Origin of the sequence: Stenotrophomonas sp. GD03654 (genome assembly GCF_029845105.1) — a bacterium.
Taxonomy (GTDB): domain Bacteria; phylum Pseudomonadota; class Gammaproteobacteria; order Xanthomonadales; family Xanthomonadaceae; genus Stenotrophomonas; species Stenotrophomonas africana.
In genome coordinates this window covers 25,748-44,607 of sequence record NZ_JAOCLC010000004.1, presented here as the reverse complement: position 1 = coordinate 44,607, position 18,860 = coordinate 25,748, and the positions used below count along the sequence as shown (strand labels likewise).

Sequence of the window (18,860 nt, the reverse complement as noted above, 5' to 3'; positions counted from 1 at the left end):
CAAAGTTCAATCTTCTGTTTGATTGAAGTCATATTGAACATACGCAAGGGGGTATATATGACAAATTTGAAGTTGAATGAACTGCTTAAAACCGATGAATGGGATGCTGTTTTGGATCGTGAAGAAATCAAGGAATATTTTCAAACCCATGACGTGAATGAGACGTTCTATGTGAGTGGAGGTGCGAGCCAAACTCTACTGACTCCACTTGCTTACGTTGCATCAAAGAGTATCAACAATCATGATCGTGACAATGTTCTTGATGTGATGAGGGATTTGATTGAATTGGGTGCAGACGTGAACGCGCCAGTTCGCAAGAGTGATTACTTTGGCGACGGGTTCTTAGATGGTGACAAGGAATTGGTAGACCTTGCTAATGGTGCAGATCGCATCGAACTGTTGGTCAAAAATGGTGCCAGGGCAAAAGAGTCGCAAATCCTCACTTTGTTCCGAGACGGGGCGGATGGAGCATTCATTGCAGAAAATTATTCTGACTTGATAAAGCCCAGGCATTTCTTCTACTTAAAGAACGACGATGCAAGTGCAGCAATCATAGATGAACTGGCACTTACGGGTTACGACTTCAATGTTCAGGATGTGAGCGGTGACACCGCGCTCAGCATGGTGCAGGACATTGGTGTTGTGAAACGTCTTGTTGATGCGGGAGCTTCGGTGCGTATTCCGAACAATGATGGTGAAACGTTCTTGGATCAATGCGATGCAGGGTTTATTGAGAGAAATTCATCTGCTGAGGGTGTTGAAATCATGAAAGAACTTGGCGTTGATCTAAATTCTAAAGATAGTTATGATGATTTTACCGCCCTTCATATCTTGGCGATAAATGGCAACAGATTGGATGGTATTAGAAATCTGTTGGAAGCCGGAGCTGATCCAACTGTTCGGAATGCTGATGGCAAGCTTCCTTCTCAAGTGGCTTTCCCGGGTGAATATCGCCGTGAAGCTGTATTGCTGTTGGAAAGCGCGGTCACAAAGAGAAAATTGATGGAAGAATTGGGTGAGTCGCAACAACAACCCATCATGCGGCGAAAGATGTAAGAAAAATCTTGCTGATCTAAGGCCCGCTCAAGCGGGCCTTTTTTCCATCTTTCAATCTGGAATAGATATTTCATTGACAAAAGGGAGTCATCTGTTTAATTGATGTAAGGTCAAACTACGGAGGAGGGGGAATGAAAACTAGAACGATGCATGATTTGCTTAAGGCCAGTGAAATTGACGCTATGTGGGGACGCGAGAAAATCAAGGAGTTATTTCATCACAATGGGACTTATATTCAATGGTTATTTGGTCGTGGAGCTGACGCCGCTTTCATTGCGGACAATTACTCAGACTTGATAGAGCCGAGGCACTTCTCACACTTAAAGAACAACGATGCAAGTGCAGCAATAATCAGTGAACTGGCTCTTTCAGGGTTCAATTTCAATGTACAAGATCATAACGGTGACGCGGCGATTAGTTTTGTAAGGGACATTCAAAACGTGAAGCGGCTTGTTGACGCAGGGGCCTCAATGACAATCTCGAACGGAAAAGCGTCCTTTATTGCAAAGCATGCGTCTGTCGAAGGCATTAAAATCATGAAAGACCTCGGCATTGATTTAAATTCGCAGGACGCGGATGGCAATACAGCGCTCCATATAACGATGATGCTTTGTAATGCTTATGAGGGCATTGAAGGTATTAGAAACCTGTTGGACGCAGGGGTAGATCCGACTGTTAGGAACGGAGAAAACAAGCTTCCAACCGAAGTGGGTTTCACTTGGCTTTGGGATGATCGCCCTGAAGCTTTAATGCTGATGGAGAGCGTAATCAGCAAGAAGAACTTGCTGAACGAGTTGGGTGAGACATGCCAACAGCCCATCATGCGGCGAAAGATGTAAGAGAAAAGCCCGCTATCGCGGGCTTTCTTTATTTCAAGAATTGGCCTTGCATGCCATCGGCCATTGACAAATTCCAAACTTCTGTTTGATTGGTGAAATATCAATCAAGTAGGGGGTTTAATGAGCGAGCGAACTATATTTAACAACGATGAATTTGTTGCCTTTATCGATACAGCGACACCCGAGGAACTGAGGGAATACTTCAAGGAAACACATTTAAGTCACAATGTGAACGACACTTTTCTTGTCGAGCTAAGCGATGGAATTGATTTTGCTGGCAACGCACTACAATACGCAATCTACTCAGATAAAACAGACGCAAGTCATGTCCAGGCGATCATTGACAGTGGTGCAAAGGTTGACCGCATTGAGAAGCCAGGTTTGCATCAACAGTATGATCCCAACGTGCAGGATCCGGACGAAAATGATTACATTCAACTTTCTTTCGATCCATTCACTGATGCGTCGGCCGACAAGGTGGAAGTGATTACCCGTGCCGTTGAAGAGTACAGCCAGTGGGTTAATCGAAAGTACAGTGACGCAGAAGTTTACGATTTGCTCACCAAAAAGAATTCATCGAGCATTGGCGACTACTTCGACCGCCATGACCCGAACGCGGAAATCACCTGGGAGTACCCCGAAAAAAATTTGAGGTACGTCGGCTCTATCTGTGGGTTGGCCGCATTTGATGAAAAGGTGGATGGCTATTACGGCTTCAACACAGTTTTAAGCAAGGGCGGGGATCCGAATTTGCTGTGTCGTGTTGAAAACATCGACAACACGGAAAATTACGACGAACTAACCGTCACCGAGTTGTGCAATTCGGTCGATAAAATCAACCGTGCCTTAGACAAGGGTGGACTTCCCACGGAACATCTGTTGGGCGACGTTCTGTATGGCATGAAAGAGGAAGCTGCTGACGCTTCTCAGTTTTTTTCTGTCCATGATTTTGCTAGTCGAATGACGATGCCAGAGGAACAACTGGAAGAAGCGCGGCGGAGAGAAGAATTCGCTTCCAATAATCTCACGCAACTTGCGCCGCTTGAATTGAGGCTAGTCACTGAACACCCTGATATCTTTGAAGCCCGCCACATGCATGGGATGACAAACCCCCAGGCTGTAGCAGAAATGCTGCTGATGGGGCACGATCCCAGCGTCGAGAATGAAGACGGGCAAAGTCTGATGTTGGGTTCGCTTTTAAACGGAAATTTTGAGACGTTTGCAGTTTTGCAGCGGTTCGGCGTTGAGCCTGGACCCGAAGGTCAGCGCCCCATGGACTTGGTGGTTAAGCACTATGAAAAAGTGCAGAAGGAACATGTGTCTGGCTCAGAAGACTTTAAGGACTGGCGCCAATGCCAACATGCCATCAAGCATCTCATAGATATCTCTGATGATCTTACATCTGATTTGGCGTCTTACATGAAACTCAAATCGCCCGACGCTGATGTGATCGTTGAGATGATTGATCGTGGCGCCGTGATGAGTGATGAAGCGCAGCAGAAATATATGTCACGCGGAGGAAGCAGTTTCTTGGATGAGTTGTACCAGGCTGGCAAGGATGCAGTCCAAGATGCCCTGAACAGACAGCAACGGGATACGATTATGGCGGAAGTTGGTGAGGTCTATACGCCACCAACCATGAGAAGAAAGATGTAAGAGAAAAGCCCGCGAAAGCGGGCTTTTCTCTTTGAGCTTGACAATGTTGGTTTCCGTGTTTGAGTGAATGCATGTCAATCAAATAGGGGGTCAGTATGGATGCAAGTTATATAGGGTGGATCGCTTTAGGCTTCTGGTTCTTATCAAGTGCAGTATTTTACTATTTGATCAGACGGTGGATGAAAGGTATTCTGACTGTAGAGGCTGAAAACAATCCCAAGATTGAAAGAGGTTTTGATATCGATGGTTTTTTGGATCTTGTTTGCACTAGGCTGGATGAGAATGCACCTGGTCTTGTTGGTGTGGTAATAAATCCCCTAGCTTCTCAGTTTTGGAGTTCGCGCCCACCAACAATTCGATCTGCATTTTTTTCACTACTGTATGGCGAGTTAAAAGAGAAACTAGAGGGTGGAGCCAAAGTCAACCCACATGACGCTGCGACGCTTCTACAGATGCACAATCGTGCGAGGTACTTCACCAATGGAGCAGGGGACATTCCTCAGTGGGAAACGGACCAAAGATGGCCCACACTTGAAGAGCAGTGCGAGCATTTAATTGAGGTTGCGCGGCGCCGACAGCAGAAAAAACTTTTGGACTTTGTGTCGGAAGTGCAGGTTGAAACGCCAGAACCGGTGAAGCGAAAGATGTGAAGAATGAAGCCCGCTTTCGCGGGCTTTTTCTTTGAGCTTGACAATGTTGGACCTTGTGTTTGATTGAATTCAGTGCAATCAGATTGAAGGGGGTGTTATGGATAAATTGTATCTTGCAGTATTGCAACACTGTTTTGATGATCTACATGGCTCTATCACTAGCTACATCGAGGCATCAAAATCAAAAGCGAAGGTTGAACGAGCGATGTGGATCAGAACTGTTTGTTTGTCAGTTGTGACTGCTTTCAGTTTTGGGCTTGCCCTGGGATGTTTTATCGCCGGCTTTTAAGTCGGATGGGTTGATGTACTTGACGCAACAAAGAGCCCGCGAAAGCGGGCTTTTCTATTGGGATTTTATCCCACTCTCAAAGCGCTTATGTTTTTTCTTTCTGCTTATCAATAAAAGGTATTGACAATGTTCGGCCTTGTGTTTGATTGAAGGTGTATCTAACATTTGGAGGATTACGATATGTCAAAGTTGTTATTTAGTTGTGGATCTAAGGTGAGCGCATGGGCGGCAACCGCCAAAAAAAAGATTGCTAATGCAAAGCACATGTTCCAATCAAACAGATCAGCAAAGGAAATGGAGCGTGCCCTTGCGAAACTACCAGCTGGGTTTCGTTTGACGTATGCCATTTCAAAAGGCGATGTTGGGACGTTTAAGTCGTTGATAAGCGAAAATCCGTGCCTTGCTCAACACCACACCGGACTGGGGACTGGATTCAATCAACCCGAACTGCTAACGATAAACCGCATTGTCTGTTCGGCCACGGCTGAAGCAGACCCACACAAAGAAGAAATGATCTTATATGCACTCGAAAAAGGGGCTGACATCAACGCCCGTTTGCACGGCAAGGGTTGGACCGCTTTGGAGTCAGCAGTCTATTCCCGAAACATTAGACTTATTCCGTTTCTTATCAAGCATGGTGCGCGCCCTGTGGATGGCGAGGGGGATGATGTTCTTAAGGGTGAGAATTTTTTGCAGGAAATTTTTAAACTCAATCGCTACTACTTGGGAATCGCTTCCTCAGGATTACTACTTGAAATTGTGGATTCGTTTGCCTCAATTGGACTGGTGAATGATTGCTCTAATCCAAAACAGGTGTTAATTGAATTTAACAACTCAGATCCTCTCCCTGAGATTTACGTTGCAGTTGTCAATCGCTTGGTGCAGTCAGGGCTAAGGACTGATGAAGTGCAATTCGATCTTTGTTGGCTATGGAGGTTGATAAACGAAAAGATAGACGATTCATTTGATTTGACCGTACTCCAAAACAATTTTATCGAGGATTTGTCCGTAAGTGGTTTTGAGTTGACAGATCAGCACGATATATGTAATACCGATATGATATCCATTCCGAGTGAGCGCCGCCCCGCAATTAAAGAATTGATTTTGCAATTCAGTGCCGCAAAGGCAAGTGTGCAAGCAAGAAAAGAGAAGGAAAACATCTTGCGCGAACTTGCTATCGCTTCGGAAGATATAGAAGTCCGGCCCAGACGGCGTATGTAATGGAAACCCATAAACCCGCTTCGGCGGGTTTTTTATTGGACTTGACAAAAGTGTGAGGCGTGGTTGATTGAGATTTCATCATCACGCAGGGGGTTGAAATGGTTGGATCTTTTTACGACAGTGCGCCGGCCACCGAACAACAAAGAATTTGGCGCGAGTCGGCACCAATAGGCCGCATCTTTGAACAGCCGGAACACATCGTTCTAGGACCATTGCTGTGCGAAGCGCTGGACTTCAACGCTGCGGAATTGCCTAGTGATTTAACGTTCTGGCGTTCGGCCATCGAAGACCTGGCGCTTCGATTGCACGAAGGGCTCAAAGTCACGCCCAGGGCGGCCGCCAAAATCATGTGCGCGTACAACATCCATGTTCGTTTTAAGGATCTTCCAACACCCCAATGGTCGATCCCCGACAGCCCCACAGAAGTCGAATTGACCCAGCACCTCAGCGATTTCCTGCATCACAAACAACGCCAACGATTGCACCACGCTATTGGTGGCGAGCTTAACGGTTCGGAAAAGACAGAGCGGCGAATGTAGTTCCAGCTTGACTCCCGAAGCTAATGGGAGCTAGCTAGAACGGCAACGAGGTTGACAATATCCGTTCTTCTGTTTCAGTAAGTCAATTATTGGCTAACAACGGGGGTGCACAAATGAAAGTTGCAATTAACGCTTTAATCGGAACAATCTGGATTGGGTTTTGGTCAACCATCGTCGGCTTCCTTGTCAGTGGGGTGTTGTGGGGAAGCATGGACCTAGGTCCGGTTGTTGGCGTCCTGGGCTTCCTTATCGGCGCCGGCATTCCGTTCTTCTTCCTCATGCGTAACATGCTTCGCAATATCGCCAAGTACCAAGCAGAGCAGCGCATGCGAACCTACTATTGATGAGTGTATGAAACATATAAGCCCGCTTCGGCGGGCTTTTTTTATGTCATCACTGGCGAGAAGGTCCGTGCGTTCTCAATCCCCCATGCGCAGATGTCCTTAAAGAAATTGGATCCAGTTGCAATGGTTGGGAAAGTAAAAGGCGCCATTGGCGCCTTTTATACTCAGATCCAGAAAACCATTTGCACCATGTCGTGAACATGGACAGCCACTATTGGCTGCTGGGAGACGCTCTCTTTCACCTGGTTAGTCGTCTCAATGTAAATTTCATAAAGGTTGAGTAATTCCCTTTATTTCCTTTACACAACTATTGTGCTGCCCAATTCTAATTTGTCAAGCATTGACAATATTGGAACACCTGTTTAGCTGAATTATCAATTCACAAAATAGGGGGTTTTAATGACATTAGAATTTGAACGTTATCCAACAATTGACACGTTTTCAGAAAAAAATCAAATTGCGCTGCTTGCGTAGTGTTGCAAAGTGGTATGCGGTTGAAAAAATTCACGGTGCAAACTATCAATTCATCACAGATGGGGTCGAGGTCCAATCGGCATCGCGCAATCGCATACTTACAAGTGAAGTCTTCTTCAACCATAAAGTTGTATTTGATCGATATGCAGGCGTTGTGCGTGAGAATTATCAACACTTACTTGATGAGGGAGTCATTCGGAAGCATCAAGCCGTACGCTTCTTTGGTGAACTTGCTGGTGAGGCCGATGGGCTTAAAGTCCAGCAGAACGCAGACTACGGCGCATTGGATTTCTACCTGTTCGATATCGTTGTGGACGGTGTGCGTCTTCCATATCACCATGTCATTGATGCTGTCGGGCTAAAGAAAGCTCCCATCGTTACGTCCGGGGCTTTCGCCGAAGTCATCCAACACGGAAACAAATTCCCCACATTGGTCGATGGCTCATGCACGTGCGAGGGCTATATCCTCCGCTGCGATGCGTCGGGAGAGGTCTACAAGTTTAAAAATGACTTGTTCGTTGAGAAGGTTGTCGGGTCGGGGCTGCAACATCAATACCCGCTGTACGTCACCGAGAACCGCGTTCGCGCTGTGCTTTCAAAGGAAGGCGAGTTTGAGCGCCAGCGGTTCAACGACTATATTGACCTGGTTAAGAGTGACATCGAGCAAGAAATGCTCGCCGATGGAATTACTGTTGACTTTGACGGTAAAGAAAAACAGTTGATATCGCGAGTGATTGCGTCGGTGGGGTTGGGGCGGTGACATGTGCAAGATATACAAGCCCGCTTCGGCGGGCTTTTTTGTGCGCTTGACAATATTGCCATCCGTGTTTGAGTGAAATAATTCAAGCAGAACGGGTGTTTTTATGGAGAAAAAAGAAAAGCAGTTGATGGACAAATTGGAGGCAATGCTGGAAGCAAATTTGGATGTGAGTGAAATTCTTTCAAATTTGCCGCTGGTGGCTGTGTGTGAACTCACCTTAAAGGATGTTCTGTCGCGTCAATTCGTTCTCTCCCACGCGCGGAGCGTCGGGCTTGTGCAAGCGGCCATGGCAGCTGGTGCCGATCCGAACGCACGTATACCGGCCTTTTATACGGTTCTCAGTGATGCCGCAGCGGCGTACCTTGCGCCTTTGACGGCGATGTTGGACCACGAAGAGCGCACGCAGCGGTATCACAAGTATGTACCGCACTATCTCGATATTTTTGATGACAAAGAAAGCATTGATACCGATCAGGATTGGCTCAAAATGTGTGGGAATTCTTTGGCCGTCCACCAGATCGTCAGCACCGAGTACCTGGGTGTGTCCACAGCCACGCAAGACACGTCCTTGTTATTCCACGCCAACAGCGCCGATCACGCACGTGGCTTGATTGAGTGTGGGTGTGGAGTGAGATCCTTGCAGAACAGTGAGCATGCCGATGTCGTGCACTACCTTGTGTCGTTGGGTGTGGATCCAAACGCCCAGGACGAGCAGGGGCTTACCCCGCTGCATACAGTGGTCAGCGCCGAAGCGGCTCAGGCTTTGGTGGAGTGTGGGGCGGATCCCAAGGTCGCGACAGGACGTAAGAAAGGTTGGACGCCTCTGCACACAGCAAGCAACGTTGACGTTGCCCTGGTGCTGATTGATGCCGGCGCCAACATCTCTGCACGAACCCACGAACGCTACACACCTCTGCACACGGTTACCAGCGATGTGGCTGCGTTGCTTCTGAGCAAGGGCGCAAATCCCAACGCGCGGGATCGCAAAGGCCGAACACCCTTGTTCCATGAGAGAAGGCTTAAGGCGTCGCGTGTTGAAGCATTTGTTCAGGCCGGAGCGGATGTCAACGCCAAAGATCACAAAGGAGCTGGAATTCTCAGTTGTGGATATTGCTGTTTCGACACGCGTTCCGTTGAGGTGTTGCTGGACAATGGATACAACCCACTGGATAAAGCCAATGACACCACGTTCAATGGGACACTTTTGCATTGGTTGATTGACGAGACAGTGAATTGCCGGCTCATTCATCGCGTTATTGACCTGGGCGTGGATGTCAATGCGCAGGACAAAGATGGCGATACAGCGCTGCACTATCTGGCGCAGACTGATTGCACCACGCGAATGTACTGGCTGCTGCAACGCAAGGCCGATCCCCGGATCCGCAACAACGAGGGTTTGAGGGCGTCGGACATTGCTGTGATCCCCAAAGCAAAGAAACTGCTGTTGGAGCATGAAGCACGCTGGGACAAGGCCGCCATCACCAAGGCTGTTGGATCAGTGCGAAAGCAGCCTGTTGCACGCAAAAGAATGTGAGTGAGTGCCAGCTTGACAATATTGACATCCATGTTTGATTGAAATCAGTCAAACAATTGGGGGTGTCAATGTCAAAAGAATTTTATGCGCGCGTTTGCTTCTTAGCGTTGGTCTTGGGGGTTTTTGTTGAAATGGTGGGTTATGTATATATCACTCACAATGCTCTGGTGTACAAGACAGGCATCGATATCACCATCGCCTGTCTGGCATTGGTTCAAGCCTTTGTTCTGTCTAAAAAGTACAGATATCCGACGCCAGAGTCCATTTCAAGAACTCAAGAATTGGCGTCTTTGCTGCAAGGTTTGACGGTGTTCGGCTTGGCTTTCTATGGTGCCTGGGCCATCGGTGGTGTGTGGCGAAGCGGCCTGTTTGCCGCGCTGTTGGTCGGGCTGGTGCTGCGGTTGATCGTCAAGACATGCATGCAGAGATATTCCCAACTGCACAACAGTGTTCAGTGTTGATCGAAAAGGCCCGCGAAAGCGGGCTTTTTTCTTGACTCGCCTTCATTTTCTGATTGGATGGGTATTCCATCCAATAAGGAATTGCCTATGCTGAAAATTAACGAATTACGACCTGGAATAATTGTCTACGCCTGCGTTGAGGTTTTGCAACGCAACAAGGTTGATACCACCTTACGTGTCACCCACCCATTGCTGTGCTTAGGGGTCAATGAGAAGGAGGGGGTGTGGGCGGTGGTCACAAGTTTGGAGACAAGTTTGGAACTTCGATCCCGCTGGAAAATTGGCCAAAGCACGTGGATTAAAAAGCGCTCATTTATCCACCCCGAGCGCGCAACCCTGCGCATACCCAATGACGTGCTCATGGAAGCTGCAGAGGCAGGGGAGGCGGACTACTACCGCGACAGCTACGAGCGGCCAGGTGTGAAGCCCAGCGCGTTGCAAACCATCATTGAAACGCTCGGGGTGGGCAACTCATTGCCCAGCACGGAACTAGTCAACATCAACGACCTGTCCATCACCGACTTGGAGCTGCTGTTAAGCCGGAAACACGACGAGCAACGTAAAGAGGATCTGGTGTTGGTTCTCAAAGGAATTGCAAAGGATGCAGGGTTTGATCTGTCCAACGTTGCTTTGTCGCCGTGTAAGTGACCGTAATAGGAAGAAAGTGAGCCGGCAAAGTCCGGCTCATTTTTGTTTGACGAGCGTCAGAGCGGGCTTACGGTCCATGCCGTGCAGATTTAGCTTGACTCCAGCGGAAAATCGGAGCTAGCTACCACAGCGGGGCTTGACAATGTTTCATGTTCTGGTTCTTTGAGAAGAACAACTACTATGGAGGGGGTATGGACTTGTTAAGAATGTTGGGACGTGTTTACCAAGACGCTGACCAATCCACGAGCAACTTGATTGAACAGAACATTCAGTTTGGCGAAGCGCAGCAAGAGCAGCGCAGGATCAAACAGGAACGAGTGGAGGAACACCGTAAGCACCGCCGTTCGGCTCTCGATCTGGATGCGGTCCAGCGGTCCTACGACTTGGCAAGACAGATCGAAGAGCTTCAGAGCCAAGTACGCCGCTTGCAACATCGGTGTGAAGTGACGCGTGATCTTGCAGCAGATCTGATCTTGGATCGCTCAAGCATCATGAGTGCGATGAAATCACTGATTTCGACCTGGAATGACCCAGTGCGTGAGGAACAGTTTCTTGCAAGCTTCGACACCGAGCGCCGCGAAGAAAAGACGCGCATTGAACAGGACGATGAACGCCAAAACGCCGCCTATCATCGGGTGGATGAGGTTGTTAACAGTTGGTCCCTGCCAGACTCGATTCGCCGGAGACGCCCGCCTGGGCTAAAGAAGACATGATAAAGAAGCCGCCACAGGGCGGCTTTTTTATGTCGATGGATCTTCATTGGACAGTAGAAGGGAAATGGCTTGGCAATTGAAATTTGATCGGATATGATCCAGTTGCCAATTGCGGCTCATTAGACAAAAGTCACCCAATGAACGAGAAGACCTTTAGCTGGAAAGAAGCAGATGAGCTGGAAAAGAAGCTCGCCAAGGATCTTGCCGCGCTTGAAGAAAAGCAGGCTGCTGATCGTCAGCGCATCCAGGACGCGCGCCGCGCCTCTGCTGGCGACGCTCTTGAAGAAGTGTTGAACACCCTGTCCAACATCTCCGCTTATCTCACCGATGGGCAGAAGGCCCAGGTCGCCAACTTCTTTGGGCCGGTGAAGAAGGGTGGTAAGGCTGCTGGCTCCAAGCCGCGCAACACCGTTCCCAAGGAACAGCGCGCCAACAACCGCTTCCTGCACGACGGTAAGAAGACGCCGTTCTATTACGGCGGCAAGGGGCCGAAGCCCGAAGCCCTCAAGAACTTTGAAAGCAGTGAAGCAGGTAAGAAGCTTCGTGAAGAAGGCAAGCCGACGTTCGGCGATCTGTAAGTCTTGCTGCAATCGCATTGGTTAAGCCCGCTTCGGCGGGCTTTTTTTTGTCCAGAAGTAGCTTGACAATATTGGCATCCATGTTTGTGTAAGTACATCTATCACACAAACAGGGGGCTGTATGCTGACGTTCTATATCAATCACAACAATCAAATCTGCGACGAGTTCAACGCTTCTGTCAGCTTCAAATGGAACCAGACTGTCGCCAGCTACCACATCTTCAATGCGAGTGTCTGGACGGGTGAAACATGGGCGGATCAGCCCTACAAGGTGATTGCAAGCGATTGCAGTAGGGAAGCCGCCATCGACGCCTGGGAGCAACTTGAAACACGCTTGTTGACGCTTGAGGACGAGGACGGGGAGTTCTGCGAGAACCCAAGCATCTACGAACTGTACGCGTTGGGAAGCGATCACTGGTCAAGTGAGCAGGTCAAATGGTGAGCGTCGAACCCAAGGTTCCTTGCGACATCTTTGGGGATAACGAGTTGCACAAGGCAGTCATCTTGGATGACCAACAAACCATAGCAAGACTTGTGGAAGAGGGCTGGGACATCAATGTCGTCAATCCTCGCGGTGAGTCGCCACTTCACTTTGCCGTGTGGTGCGAAAGCCCTTTGATAAAGAAATCTGGTGCGGACGGTTCCACAATTAGTTTGCTTCTGAGATTGGGAGCGGACGCCGGTTTACGCACGGACTATGGAATGTCAGCTAAGGACATCGCCTTATTTACCGCACGACCGGATCTTGGCGAACTGATCGACATCGAAGGTCAACGGGTTCGTATATCCAGTGAGGTCACAAGGGTAGGAGCTGATGTTCCACGATCAAGAAAAATCTAAAGCAATGAGCCCGCTTTCGCGGGCTTTTTTATTGGGATATTATCCCACTCTCAAAGCGCCTTTGATTTTATTTTTTCGCTTCACAATAAAAGGTATTGACAATGTTGGACCTTGTGTTTAAGTGAAATAAGTACAAACAAAACATGGGGGTAGTTATGCAGAGCATCATTGATAAAGTTATCGAAAACGGATTTGTTGAATTGACCGAAGTTGCTCAACTGTGGAGCCGTGAGGGCATCGTTCGCGAAGCAATTGTGCGCGCCAAGTCCCGCTCGGATGGAGAGTTGTTCCGTGGATGGGAAGGCGACTTGTCCGCGTCGTTTTACTACACCTTCAACTGGATGGACGCCTCGGAGATTGCCGACAGTGAGCTTGAAGAGCTTCTGACCAACGCCCAACGGATCAATACAGAAAGCGGGTGGGTGGCCCAATGAATAAACTCAACGCGTACATCGTCGCCGTCATCGTGGTTGCACTCTTAATGAGCTTGGCGCTGTTCTCTGTCGCCGCAGCGTTCCCAGGACTGGGCGTTACTTTGGATATGTTCTATCCGGTTCTCACGTCGTTTCTTATTTGTGTGCCCGTACTTTTCATGGACTTTGAAATCACGCCACCCAATACGATCGCTCAATAAGTTTCTTCTGTTGTTTACATGGGGCCGATACGTCGGCCCTTTTTTTGCGGATTAAAAAAATTTCAACCAATATTCAAAACTGTCGGTTATCTCACAGTTTTTACTCAATGTCTCAATAAAAGGTATTGACACCTTAATAATTTCTTTTACATTGAATGTACGGACAATAAATAAGGGGACACAAAATGATTATCGCAACTTTAGCAACCGCCGCCATTCTTCATGTGTCAATTTGCAATTTCATCAACCGCGTTTGCGAAACAATCTAACTTCAAAATCTCATTTAACTTTAAGGGGTAACTTATGGAAAACATCTTCAACCAAACCACATTGAAAATCACCGCCGCCGCTTTGGTCGTTGTCCTGGCTGGATGGTTGCTGGTCACTGTCGTCACTGGGTTGTTCAACTCGGCAACAAGTTCCACAAGCATGTACGACCGCGCCGACGCCGCTTTCCCCACAGCCGGCAAGATCCGCTGACAGGAGAGCAAAGCATGAAACACAACGACATCCGCCTCACAACCAAGGTTAAACGCGAATTGCGCTTTATCAAAAAACTGAAAGATAAATCCAAACGCCGTTAATTTCCCGCCCAACACCATCTCGGAGCCATACATGAATACATCAACCAAACTCTTCAACGCCATTGAAAACGCCAACTTAAAAAAGGTTCGTTCGATCGTCTTGACCAACTTCCGTGAAAAGGACGGGCGCGTTGACGCAGGACAACTGACCGCGTTGACCAACAGCCGCGCAACGACGTGCGACGCCACACCCATCCACCTGGCCTGCTGCTTGTACCGCAAAGCCATTCTGACCAACGACGACAAGCTCGCTGCTGTTTACAACTCAATCATTGAAGTATTGGTGCGCGATGGCTACGCCTCTTTGACCACCATGATGAACCGCAGCATCAACCGCCGCACCGGGCACCACGATGACTCAACGGGAACAACGATCTTCCAAATGTTCCGTGGCTGCTTGCCTCCGTTCGTTCAGATGTACATCAAAACGGTTGACATGACCACTTACGAAAAACACACCGCCACTATCGGCTGATCCCCAATCCAAACGCTAAGGAGTTCCACTATGAAATTACGCTATGAAAAAAAATACGGTCGCAGTGCAATGACGTACTACACATTGCGTGCAGCGCTTTTTGCTGCCATCGCATTCAACGTCTATGGTGTGTTTTACGTCTTCTGTGTCGAAGAGAATGACCCCATGATCTACGAAGCCCCCGTGTCCATACAGGAGCAAATGAAATGAAGACATCCGCACGCCAACGCTTGAAACGCTTTGAACGTCTAACCCGTTTCCAAATGCACGCAGCACTGATGGTGTCCATCGCCGTCCTCTCTTTCGCTGCCGGCTTCAACTTCTGAGACGCACACATGCACAGCCCATAAAAAAGGACCGATCATTCGGTCCTTTTTCTTTTTGGGCTACGACAACTTGAGTTGCAGCTGCAGTTGTCGTTCCACCCGTTTGACCCGTTCGTCCCAATCTTCCAGTGGTTGGCCCGCCGCCACACGCAAGTCCATTACCTGGGCGTGCTGTTCCATCCGTGCCAGTGTCTTGGCTCTCTTTGAGTTGTAGTGGCGCCGCGCCCGTACCGCGCCCGCGCTCATCGACAGTGTGTTCTTGATGTGCCAGGGCGCCTGTGCTTCACCGTACACGCGGCGTTTGAGGTTGTCTTTCAGTGCGGCGTAGGAGCGGAACCAGTAGGAACGCCATTCACTGTTTGTATGCTCAGGGGTGATCGATACGCGAACCTCACGAAGCCAACAGTTCTCTTCTGTCAGTGCCATCGTTGCTGCAAGCAGTCGATCGCGCGGCACGACGAACAGGTTCAAGCCGGCCTTGGCTGCCGGCACTTCATAGTCGCCATCGTTGCCCAGCCGCTGGGCTTTGAAGCCAAACACCAACAGCGAAGCCATCTCAGCAACGCGCTTGTTGGATCCACTGCGATCAGTCAGCCCGAAGACAACGTGTGTTGGCAGTACGGTGGCGAACACCGTTGTGCGTTCGTGGATCCATCGCCCTTGCACGTTCTTGCGCACAAGCTCGATGTCCGATTTGGGGGACAGCGGGGTGAGGTGGTTCCTCGCTCGCAGCAGCGCTGCATCGCGCATGGCCGTCAGCTTTGCATGCCATGTTGGAGTCAGCACCGTTTCGTTGTCGGTCAGCGCCGACAGACAGTCGGCCGTTCCATATTTTTGAATGCACGGAATGCACGAGGGGATGCGGTTGTCGGCGGATGACTCCCCGCCCAGGTGCAACGGTATAGCGTGGGTGACGCCCCACGCATTCTTCTTTGAGCCGTTGAGTGGATCCCCACAGTACGCACACACGCCGCCGAACTTATCGAAGATGGTTGGCTTTTGATATTTGGGAATGTTCGTGCGCTGGCGCTTATTGAGGCCCAGCATGATCGAGATCATTTCGTCTTTTGGATTTGTCATTGAGTCTCCTTAAGTTGATTGTTTTCATCCAATCACACATATCTGTTTTGTCAATTTGCTATTGACAAATGTGCAAGGTGTGGTGATGTAGGTTGAGTACAACTACAAAAAGGAGCTTTATGAACTTTGAAGACGAAAATTATGTTAGGGTTTTGAGGGCCGCTGGTGCCTTGTCGAAATCGGCTGGCGGCGCGGTTGAGTTGAAAGAATTCTTGAACTCTATTGAGAACATACCCGATCTGAACGTTCTCAACGAAAAAGGAAACTCATTGATGCACATGGCAGCCTTTAACGGTCAAGAACTGGTTTTGAGGGAACTGGCTGATGCAGGGGCAGATATCAATGTGAAGAATGAACCGGACGGTTGGCCCCGCTTCATTGCGCCATGTACAGCAATTCTTTTGGATGCGTTAATGCGTTGGTGAGCATGGGGGCGGATGTAAACGCCCAAGATGCAAAAGGCAACAACGCGTTGCATATCGCAGCTGCTTACAGCATTCCAAAAGTTGCTGAAATAATATTGAATGCTGGCGCGGACGCCACTGCGAAAAACAAACATGGTCAAGTTCCAGTCGATTTAACTCAAGATGCTTTTACTTATGAAAAATTGAGCGAGGCTCTAAACGTTCAGACTGGGGAAAAAATAATGAGTGAGGTGAAAGCATGCCTGGACATGGAGCCGGTTAGGGCGCGGCGAAAAATGTAATCCTTAAGAACCCGCTTCGGCGGGTTTTTGTTGCCAGTAGGGTTGTTTGATAGACTGCGATGTAACTGAATAGGTATGGTGATGTGAGTTATGGAACTGGCTGATGGAGGTGTCCTTTGAAAGAAAATGCTTTTCGACTTATTGTAGAGAATAGATTTGACGAACTTTTGGCGAGTATTGATCGCGGCGAAGTCAATAATCTAAACGCTGATGGTCGTGTGCTTGGGATGAAATTGATGCATTACGCAGTGAGCTATGATAAGCCGTATCTAATAAGAGAGCTTGCTCGCCGTGGTGCTGATGTGAATTGCGTTGATCACGAAGGGAGGACACCCTTGGTGTCGGCACGGACAGTGGAAACAGTTAAGGCTCTACTTGAAGCTGGCGCAAACATTAACGCAATGGATCATTCTGGTCTTACGCCAATCTTCCATCTTTGGGGTGATGTCGAAACCGATGCGATTAAATTGCTTGTTCATGCGGGTGCGGATGTCAATGCGAGAAACAAAGGCGGTGAAACGCTTCTAATTCATTACTTCATTAGCGCAAGTGAGTGGTGCGCTAATGAAGTTAATCCAGTGGCGTCCCTAATCGCCCTTGGGGCTGACGTTAATGCAGTCAACAATGATGGTGACACTGTTTTACATATGGCAGCATATGGGGCAAATGGTGAGGAAGTAATTGGGGTTCTGCTTCATGCTGGTGCCAATCCCTCCGCATTAAATGCCAAGGGGAAAACCCCCGGTGATGTTGCAAACAGATCGGGCATCAAAGCGATTATTCAACGAGCAGTGCTAAACGCGGAGTTGTTTGCGTTATCTGAGAATTCACCGGGCCGCATCAAGCGTGGTGAAGGTGGGATCTGACAACTAACTAATTGTTCAATTTGCAGCCCGTGACGAAAATGTGTTGCATGTGGTAACGTGCAGCTTTCGATTGTTGCTGTAAGGGGGATTGTCATGACTGTAGATGTGTTTCAGCTTGCAATTGAAAAAAGGTATGATGAACTTCTGGCAGTCATTGATCGGGGCGAGGTCGAGGACTTAGACGCCAATAGTCCAGACAATTGTTTTACTTTGTTGCATTACGCAGTGTTGGCTGATAATTCTTTGTTGATACGTGATCTTATTCGCCGAGGGGCGAACGTAAGTGTTGTTGATGCCAACAGAATGACGCCGCTGGCGTGGCCAAGTTCGGCGCATTCAGTCAAGGCGCTACTTGATGCGGGCGCGGACATTAACGCAATAGATGATTTTGGAGTCTCTCCAATCTTCCATTATTGGGGGAGTGACGATGGTGATGCTATTGAACTGCTGGTGCAGGCAGGTGCGAATGTCAATGCGAGAAACAAAGACGGTGAAACAGTTCTAATGCATCACTTCATGAACGCAAGTGAGATGTGTGCGAATGAGGTTGTTTCAGTGTCGGCCTTATTATCCGCTGGGGCGGATGTAAATGCGGTCAATGGTTCGGGTGACACGGTTTTACATTTGGCGGCAGATGGTTCAATTGATGAGGATTTAATTGAGGTGCTGCTTGCTGCTGGTGCCAATCCCTCTGCGGTGAATGCTAGTGGGCTAACGCCAAGTGATGTCGCAAACGATCCAGGCATCAAAGCAATTATTCAACGAGCAGTGCTGAATGCAGAATTGCTTTCATTGATTGAAAGTTCACCCGATCGCATCAAGCGTGGTGACGGCGGGATCTGATATCTAATTATTTTCTGAGTTCCACCATCGGCCGTCCTTGCGACGGCCTTTTTTATACCCGTTGAATTCTCAACACCTGACGATGAAGTGTTCCAGGGTACTTGAGGCAGGACAACGTATGTATAACCAGAACGGCTGGACGAACAAAAGGTGTTTGGTTTGAGAACCTGACGCTGCGCGCGTTGACCGGACCAGACGCTTGATTGTTGTGCGAGAACCAAACGGCATCACCAGACGGCTGCACGCACGAACCCACAGAGCGGTCCAGACGACGTGTGCAGGCCGTCCGAACAGACGGCGCACAGGTATCTCGCAAGCAACCAGACGTGCAGCCAAGAGCCGCAGGCGAGGGCAGGCGGTGCCCAGCCAACAGGTACAGACGGCTGACACACGAACGACTTGACAGCGGTCAAGACGAGCTGCAGGCCCAAGCCGTGGTGTGGCACTGCAAACATCCAGATGAACAGCACGAGACGGCCAGGACGGGGCACTGACTGGCGGTGGAGCGCGCCAGTGGGCAAAGCAAAAAACAAAAAAGCCCGAGCGCCCGCAAAGAGCAACAGCGGGACAGCCGGAGCAAGGCAGAAGCGAAAAGCCAGAGCAAAAAACAAAAAAGCGAAAAGCAAAATCAAAACCACGCGGGGGCCGAAAGTCTACAGCCGTCGGTTTGGGACTGAACAGAACGTATGCACATGTCGCACCTGTGGTGTTCTAACGCCGTGTAGCTAAAAACCAACAAAAGCC

The 18,860-nt window shown here is 49.0% G+C and carries 25 protein-coding genes; 23 read left to right on the top strand and 2 right to left on the bottom strand.

What is annotated here, in order from left to right:
* Positions 1 to 57 precede the first annotated feature (57 nt).
* The 17 genes from N5J73_RS02745 to N5J73_RS02665 all read left to right on the top strand — a co-directional run bounded on the left by N5J73_RS02745 (position 58) and on the right by N5J73_RS02665 (position 13,236).
* On the top strand, positions 58 to 1,056 hold the full coding sequence (locus tag N5J73_RS02745; protein WP_279940499.1) for a hypothetical protein: 999 nt from the start codon (positions 58 to 60) through the stop codon (positions 1,054 to 1,056).
* A 146-nt stretch (positions 1,057 to 1,202) separates the two neighbouring features.
* Positions 1,203 to 1,895, top strand: a complete 693-nt coding sequence (locus N5J73_RS02740; protein ID WP_049446900.1) for an ankyrin repeat domain-containing protein — start codon at positions 1,203 to 1,205, stop codon at positions 1,893 to 1,895.
* A 120-nt stretch (positions 1,896 to 2,015) separates the two neighbouring features.
* The gene (locus tag N5J73_RS02735) at positions 2,016 to 3,551 is read left to right on the top strand and encodes a hypothetical protein (protein WP_279940498.1); all 1,536 of its coding nucleotides are present in this window, start codon (positions 2,016 to 2,018) and stop codon (positions 3,549 to 3,551) included.
* Positions 3,552 to 3,730: 179 nt separating this feature from the next.
* Positions 3,731 to 4,201 carry a hypothetical protein gene (locus tag N5J73_RS02730; RefSeq protein ID WP_141098003.1) on the top strand — a complete coding sequence of 157 codons (471 nt, stop codon included), beginning with the start codon at positions 3,731 to 3,733 and terminating at the stop codon, positions 4,199 to 4,201.
* Positions 4,202 to 4,670: 469 nt separating this feature from the next.
* On the top strand, positions 4,671 to 5,711 hold the full coding sequence (locus N5J73_RS02725) for an ankyrin repeat domain-containing protein (RefSeq protein WP_279940497.1): 1,041 nt from the start codon (positions 4,671 to 4,673) through the stop codon (positions 5,709 to 5,711).
* A gap of 98 nt (positions 5,712 to 5,809) precedes the next feature.
* Complete coding sequence (locus tag N5J73_RS02720; RefSeq protein ID WP_279940496.1) at positions 5,810 to 6,250, top strand: hypothetical protein; 441 nt, start codon at positions 5,810 to 5,812, stop codon at positions 6,248 to 6,250.
* Positions 6,251 to 6,363: 113 nt separating this feature from the next.
* Positions 6,364 to 6,594: a hypothetical protein gene (locus N5J73_RS02715; protein ID WP_088430306.1), complete on the top strand. Its 231-nt coding sequence runs from the start codon at positions 6,364 to 6,366 to the stop codon at positions 6,592 to 6,594.
* 412 nt (positions 6,595 to 7,006) lie between these two features.
* Positions 7,007 to 7,828, top strand: coding sequence for an RNA ligase family protein (locus N5J73_RS02710; protein ID WP_279940495.1), 822 nt, complete (start codon positions 7,007 to 7,009; stop codon positions 7,826 to 7,828).
* A 103-nt stretch (positions 7,829 to 7,931) separates the two neighbouring features.
* Positions 7,932 to 9,362 (top strand): ankyrin repeat domain-containing protein, encoded by a 1,431-nt coding sequence (locus N5J73_RS02705; RefSeq protein ID WP_279940494.1) that lies wholly within the window; start codon positions 7,932 to 7,934, stop codon positions 9,360 to 9,362.
* Between the two features lie 68 nt (positions 9,363 to 9,430).
* Entirely contained in the window at positions 9,431 to 9,823 is a 393-nt protein-coding gene (locus tag N5J73_RS02700; protein WP_049446890.1) for a hypothetical protein, read from the top strand.
* A gap of 87 nt (positions 9,824 to 9,910) precedes the next feature.
* A complete protein-coding gene (locus tag N5J73_RS02695) occupies positions 9,911 to 10,471 on the top strand; it encodes a hypothetical protein (protein ID WP_279940493.1) in 561 nt (186 codons plus the stop codon).
* A 149-nt stretch (positions 10,472 to 10,620) separates the two neighbouring features.
* Entirely contained in the window at positions 10,621 to 11,184 is a 564-nt protein-coding gene (locus N5J73_RS02690) for a hypothetical protein (protein WP_279940492.1), read from the top strand.
* A gap of 137 nt (positions 11,185 to 11,321) precedes the next feature.
* Complete coding sequence (locus tag N5J73_RS02685; protein WP_279940491.1) at positions 11,322 to 11,762, top strand: hypothetical protein; 441 nt, start codon at positions 11,322 to 11,324, stop codon at positions 11,760 to 11,762.
* A gap of 121 nt (positions 11,763 to 11,883) precedes the next feature.
* The gene (locus tag N5J73_RS02680) at positions 11,884 to 12,204 is read left to right on the top strand and encodes a hypothetical protein (protein ID WP_088430318.1); all 321 of its coding nucleotides are present in this window, start codon (positions 11,884 to 11,886) and stop codon (positions 12,202 to 12,204) included.
* Entirely contained in the window at positions 12,201 to 12,602 is a 402-nt protein-coding gene (locus tag N5J73_RS02675; protein WP_164083380.1) for an ankyrin repeat domain-containing protein, read from the top strand. The genes N5J73_RS02680 and N5J73_RS02675 overlap by 4 nt, the downstream gene beginning before the upstream one ends.
* Positions 12,603 to 12,757: 155 nt before the next feature.
* Positions 12,758 to 13,036 carry a hypothetical protein gene (locus tag N5J73_RS02670; RefSeq protein ID WP_279940490.1) on the top strand — a complete coding sequence of 93 codons (279 nt, stop codon included), beginning with the start codon at positions 12,758 to 12,760 and terminating at the stop codon, positions 13,034 to 13,036.
* On the top strand, positions 13,033 to 13,236 hold the full coding sequence (locus tag N5J73_RS02665; protein WP_070206725.1) for a hypothetical protein: 204 nt from the start codon (positions 13,033 to 13,035) through the stop codon (positions 13,234 to 13,236). Before N5J73_RS02670 ends, N5J73_RS02665 begins: the two co-directional genes overlap by 4 nt.
* Positions 13,237 to 13,463: 227 nt before the next feature.
* On the opposite strand, the gene N5J73_RS02660 is transcribed toward N5J73_RS02665, so the two are convergent.
* On the bottom strand, positions 13,464 to 13,853 hold the full coding sequence (locus N5J73_RS02660) for a hypothetical protein (RefSeq protein WP_279940489.1): 390 nt from the start codon (positions 13,851 to 13,853) through the stop codon (positions 13,464 to 13,466).
* Between N5J73_RS02660 and N5J73_RS02655 the strand changes: the two genes are divergently transcribed.
* On the top strand, positions 13,852 to 14,295 hold the full coding sequence (locus N5J73_RS02655; RefSeq protein ID WP_141098006.1) for a hypothetical protein: 444 nt from the start codon (positions 13,852 to 13,854) through the stop codon (positions 14,293 to 14,295). The two genes, N5J73_RS02660 and N5J73_RS02655, sit on opposite strands and share 2 nt — an antisense overlap.
* Before the next feature lie 30 nt (positions 14,296 to 14,325).
* The gene (locus N5J73_RS02650; protein ID WP_088430328.1) at positions 14,326 to 14,505 is read left to right on the top strand and encodes a hypothetical protein; all 180 of its coding nucleotides are present in this window, start codon (positions 14,326 to 14,328) and stop codon (positions 14,503 to 14,505) included.
* Positions 14,506 to 14,681: 176 nt separating this feature from the next.
* Here the strand turns inward: N5J73_RS02650 and N5J73_RS02645 are convergent, their stop codons facing one another.
* Positions 14,682 to 15,701 carry an HNH endonuclease signature motif containing protein gene (locus tag N5J73_RS02645; RefSeq protein WP_279940488.1) on the bottom strand — a complete coding sequence of 340 codons (1,020 nt, stop codon included), beginning with the start codon at positions 15,699 to 15,701 and terminating at the stop codon, positions 14,682 to 14,684.
* 119 nt (positions 15,702 to 15,820) lie between these two features.
* Between N5J73_RS02645 and N5J73_RS02640 the strand changes: the two genes are divergently transcribed.
* The 4 genes from N5J73_RS02640 (at position 15,821) to N5J73_RS02625 (ending at position 18,116) form a co-directional block, all read left to right on the top strand.
* Entirely contained in the window at positions 15,821 to 16,126 is a 306-nt protein-coding gene (locus N5J73_RS02640) for an ankyrin repeat domain-containing protein (protein ID WP_279940487.1), read from the top strand.
* Complete coding sequence (locus N5J73_RS02635; RefSeq protein ID WP_279940486.1) at positions 16,087 to 16,407, top strand: ankyrin repeat domain-containing protein; 321 nt, start codon at positions 16,087 to 16,089, stop codon at positions 16,405 to 16,407. The genes N5J73_RS02640 and N5J73_RS02635 overlap by 40 nt, the downstream gene beginning before the upstream one ends.
* 116 nt (positions 16,408 to 16,523) lie before the next feature.
* A complete protein-coding gene (locus tag N5J73_RS02630; protein WP_279940485.1) occupies positions 16,524 to 17,273 on the top strand; it encodes an ankyrin repeat domain-containing protein in 750 nt (249 codons plus the stop codon).
* 57 nt (positions 17,274 to 17,330) lie between these two features.
* Positions 17,331 to 18,116, top strand: a complete 786-nt coding sequence (locus N5J73_RS02625; protein WP_152906666.1) for an ankyrin repeat domain-containing protein — start codon at positions 17,331 to 17,333, stop codon at positions 18,114 to 18,116.
* Positions 18,117 to 18,860: the final 744 nt, after the last annotated feature.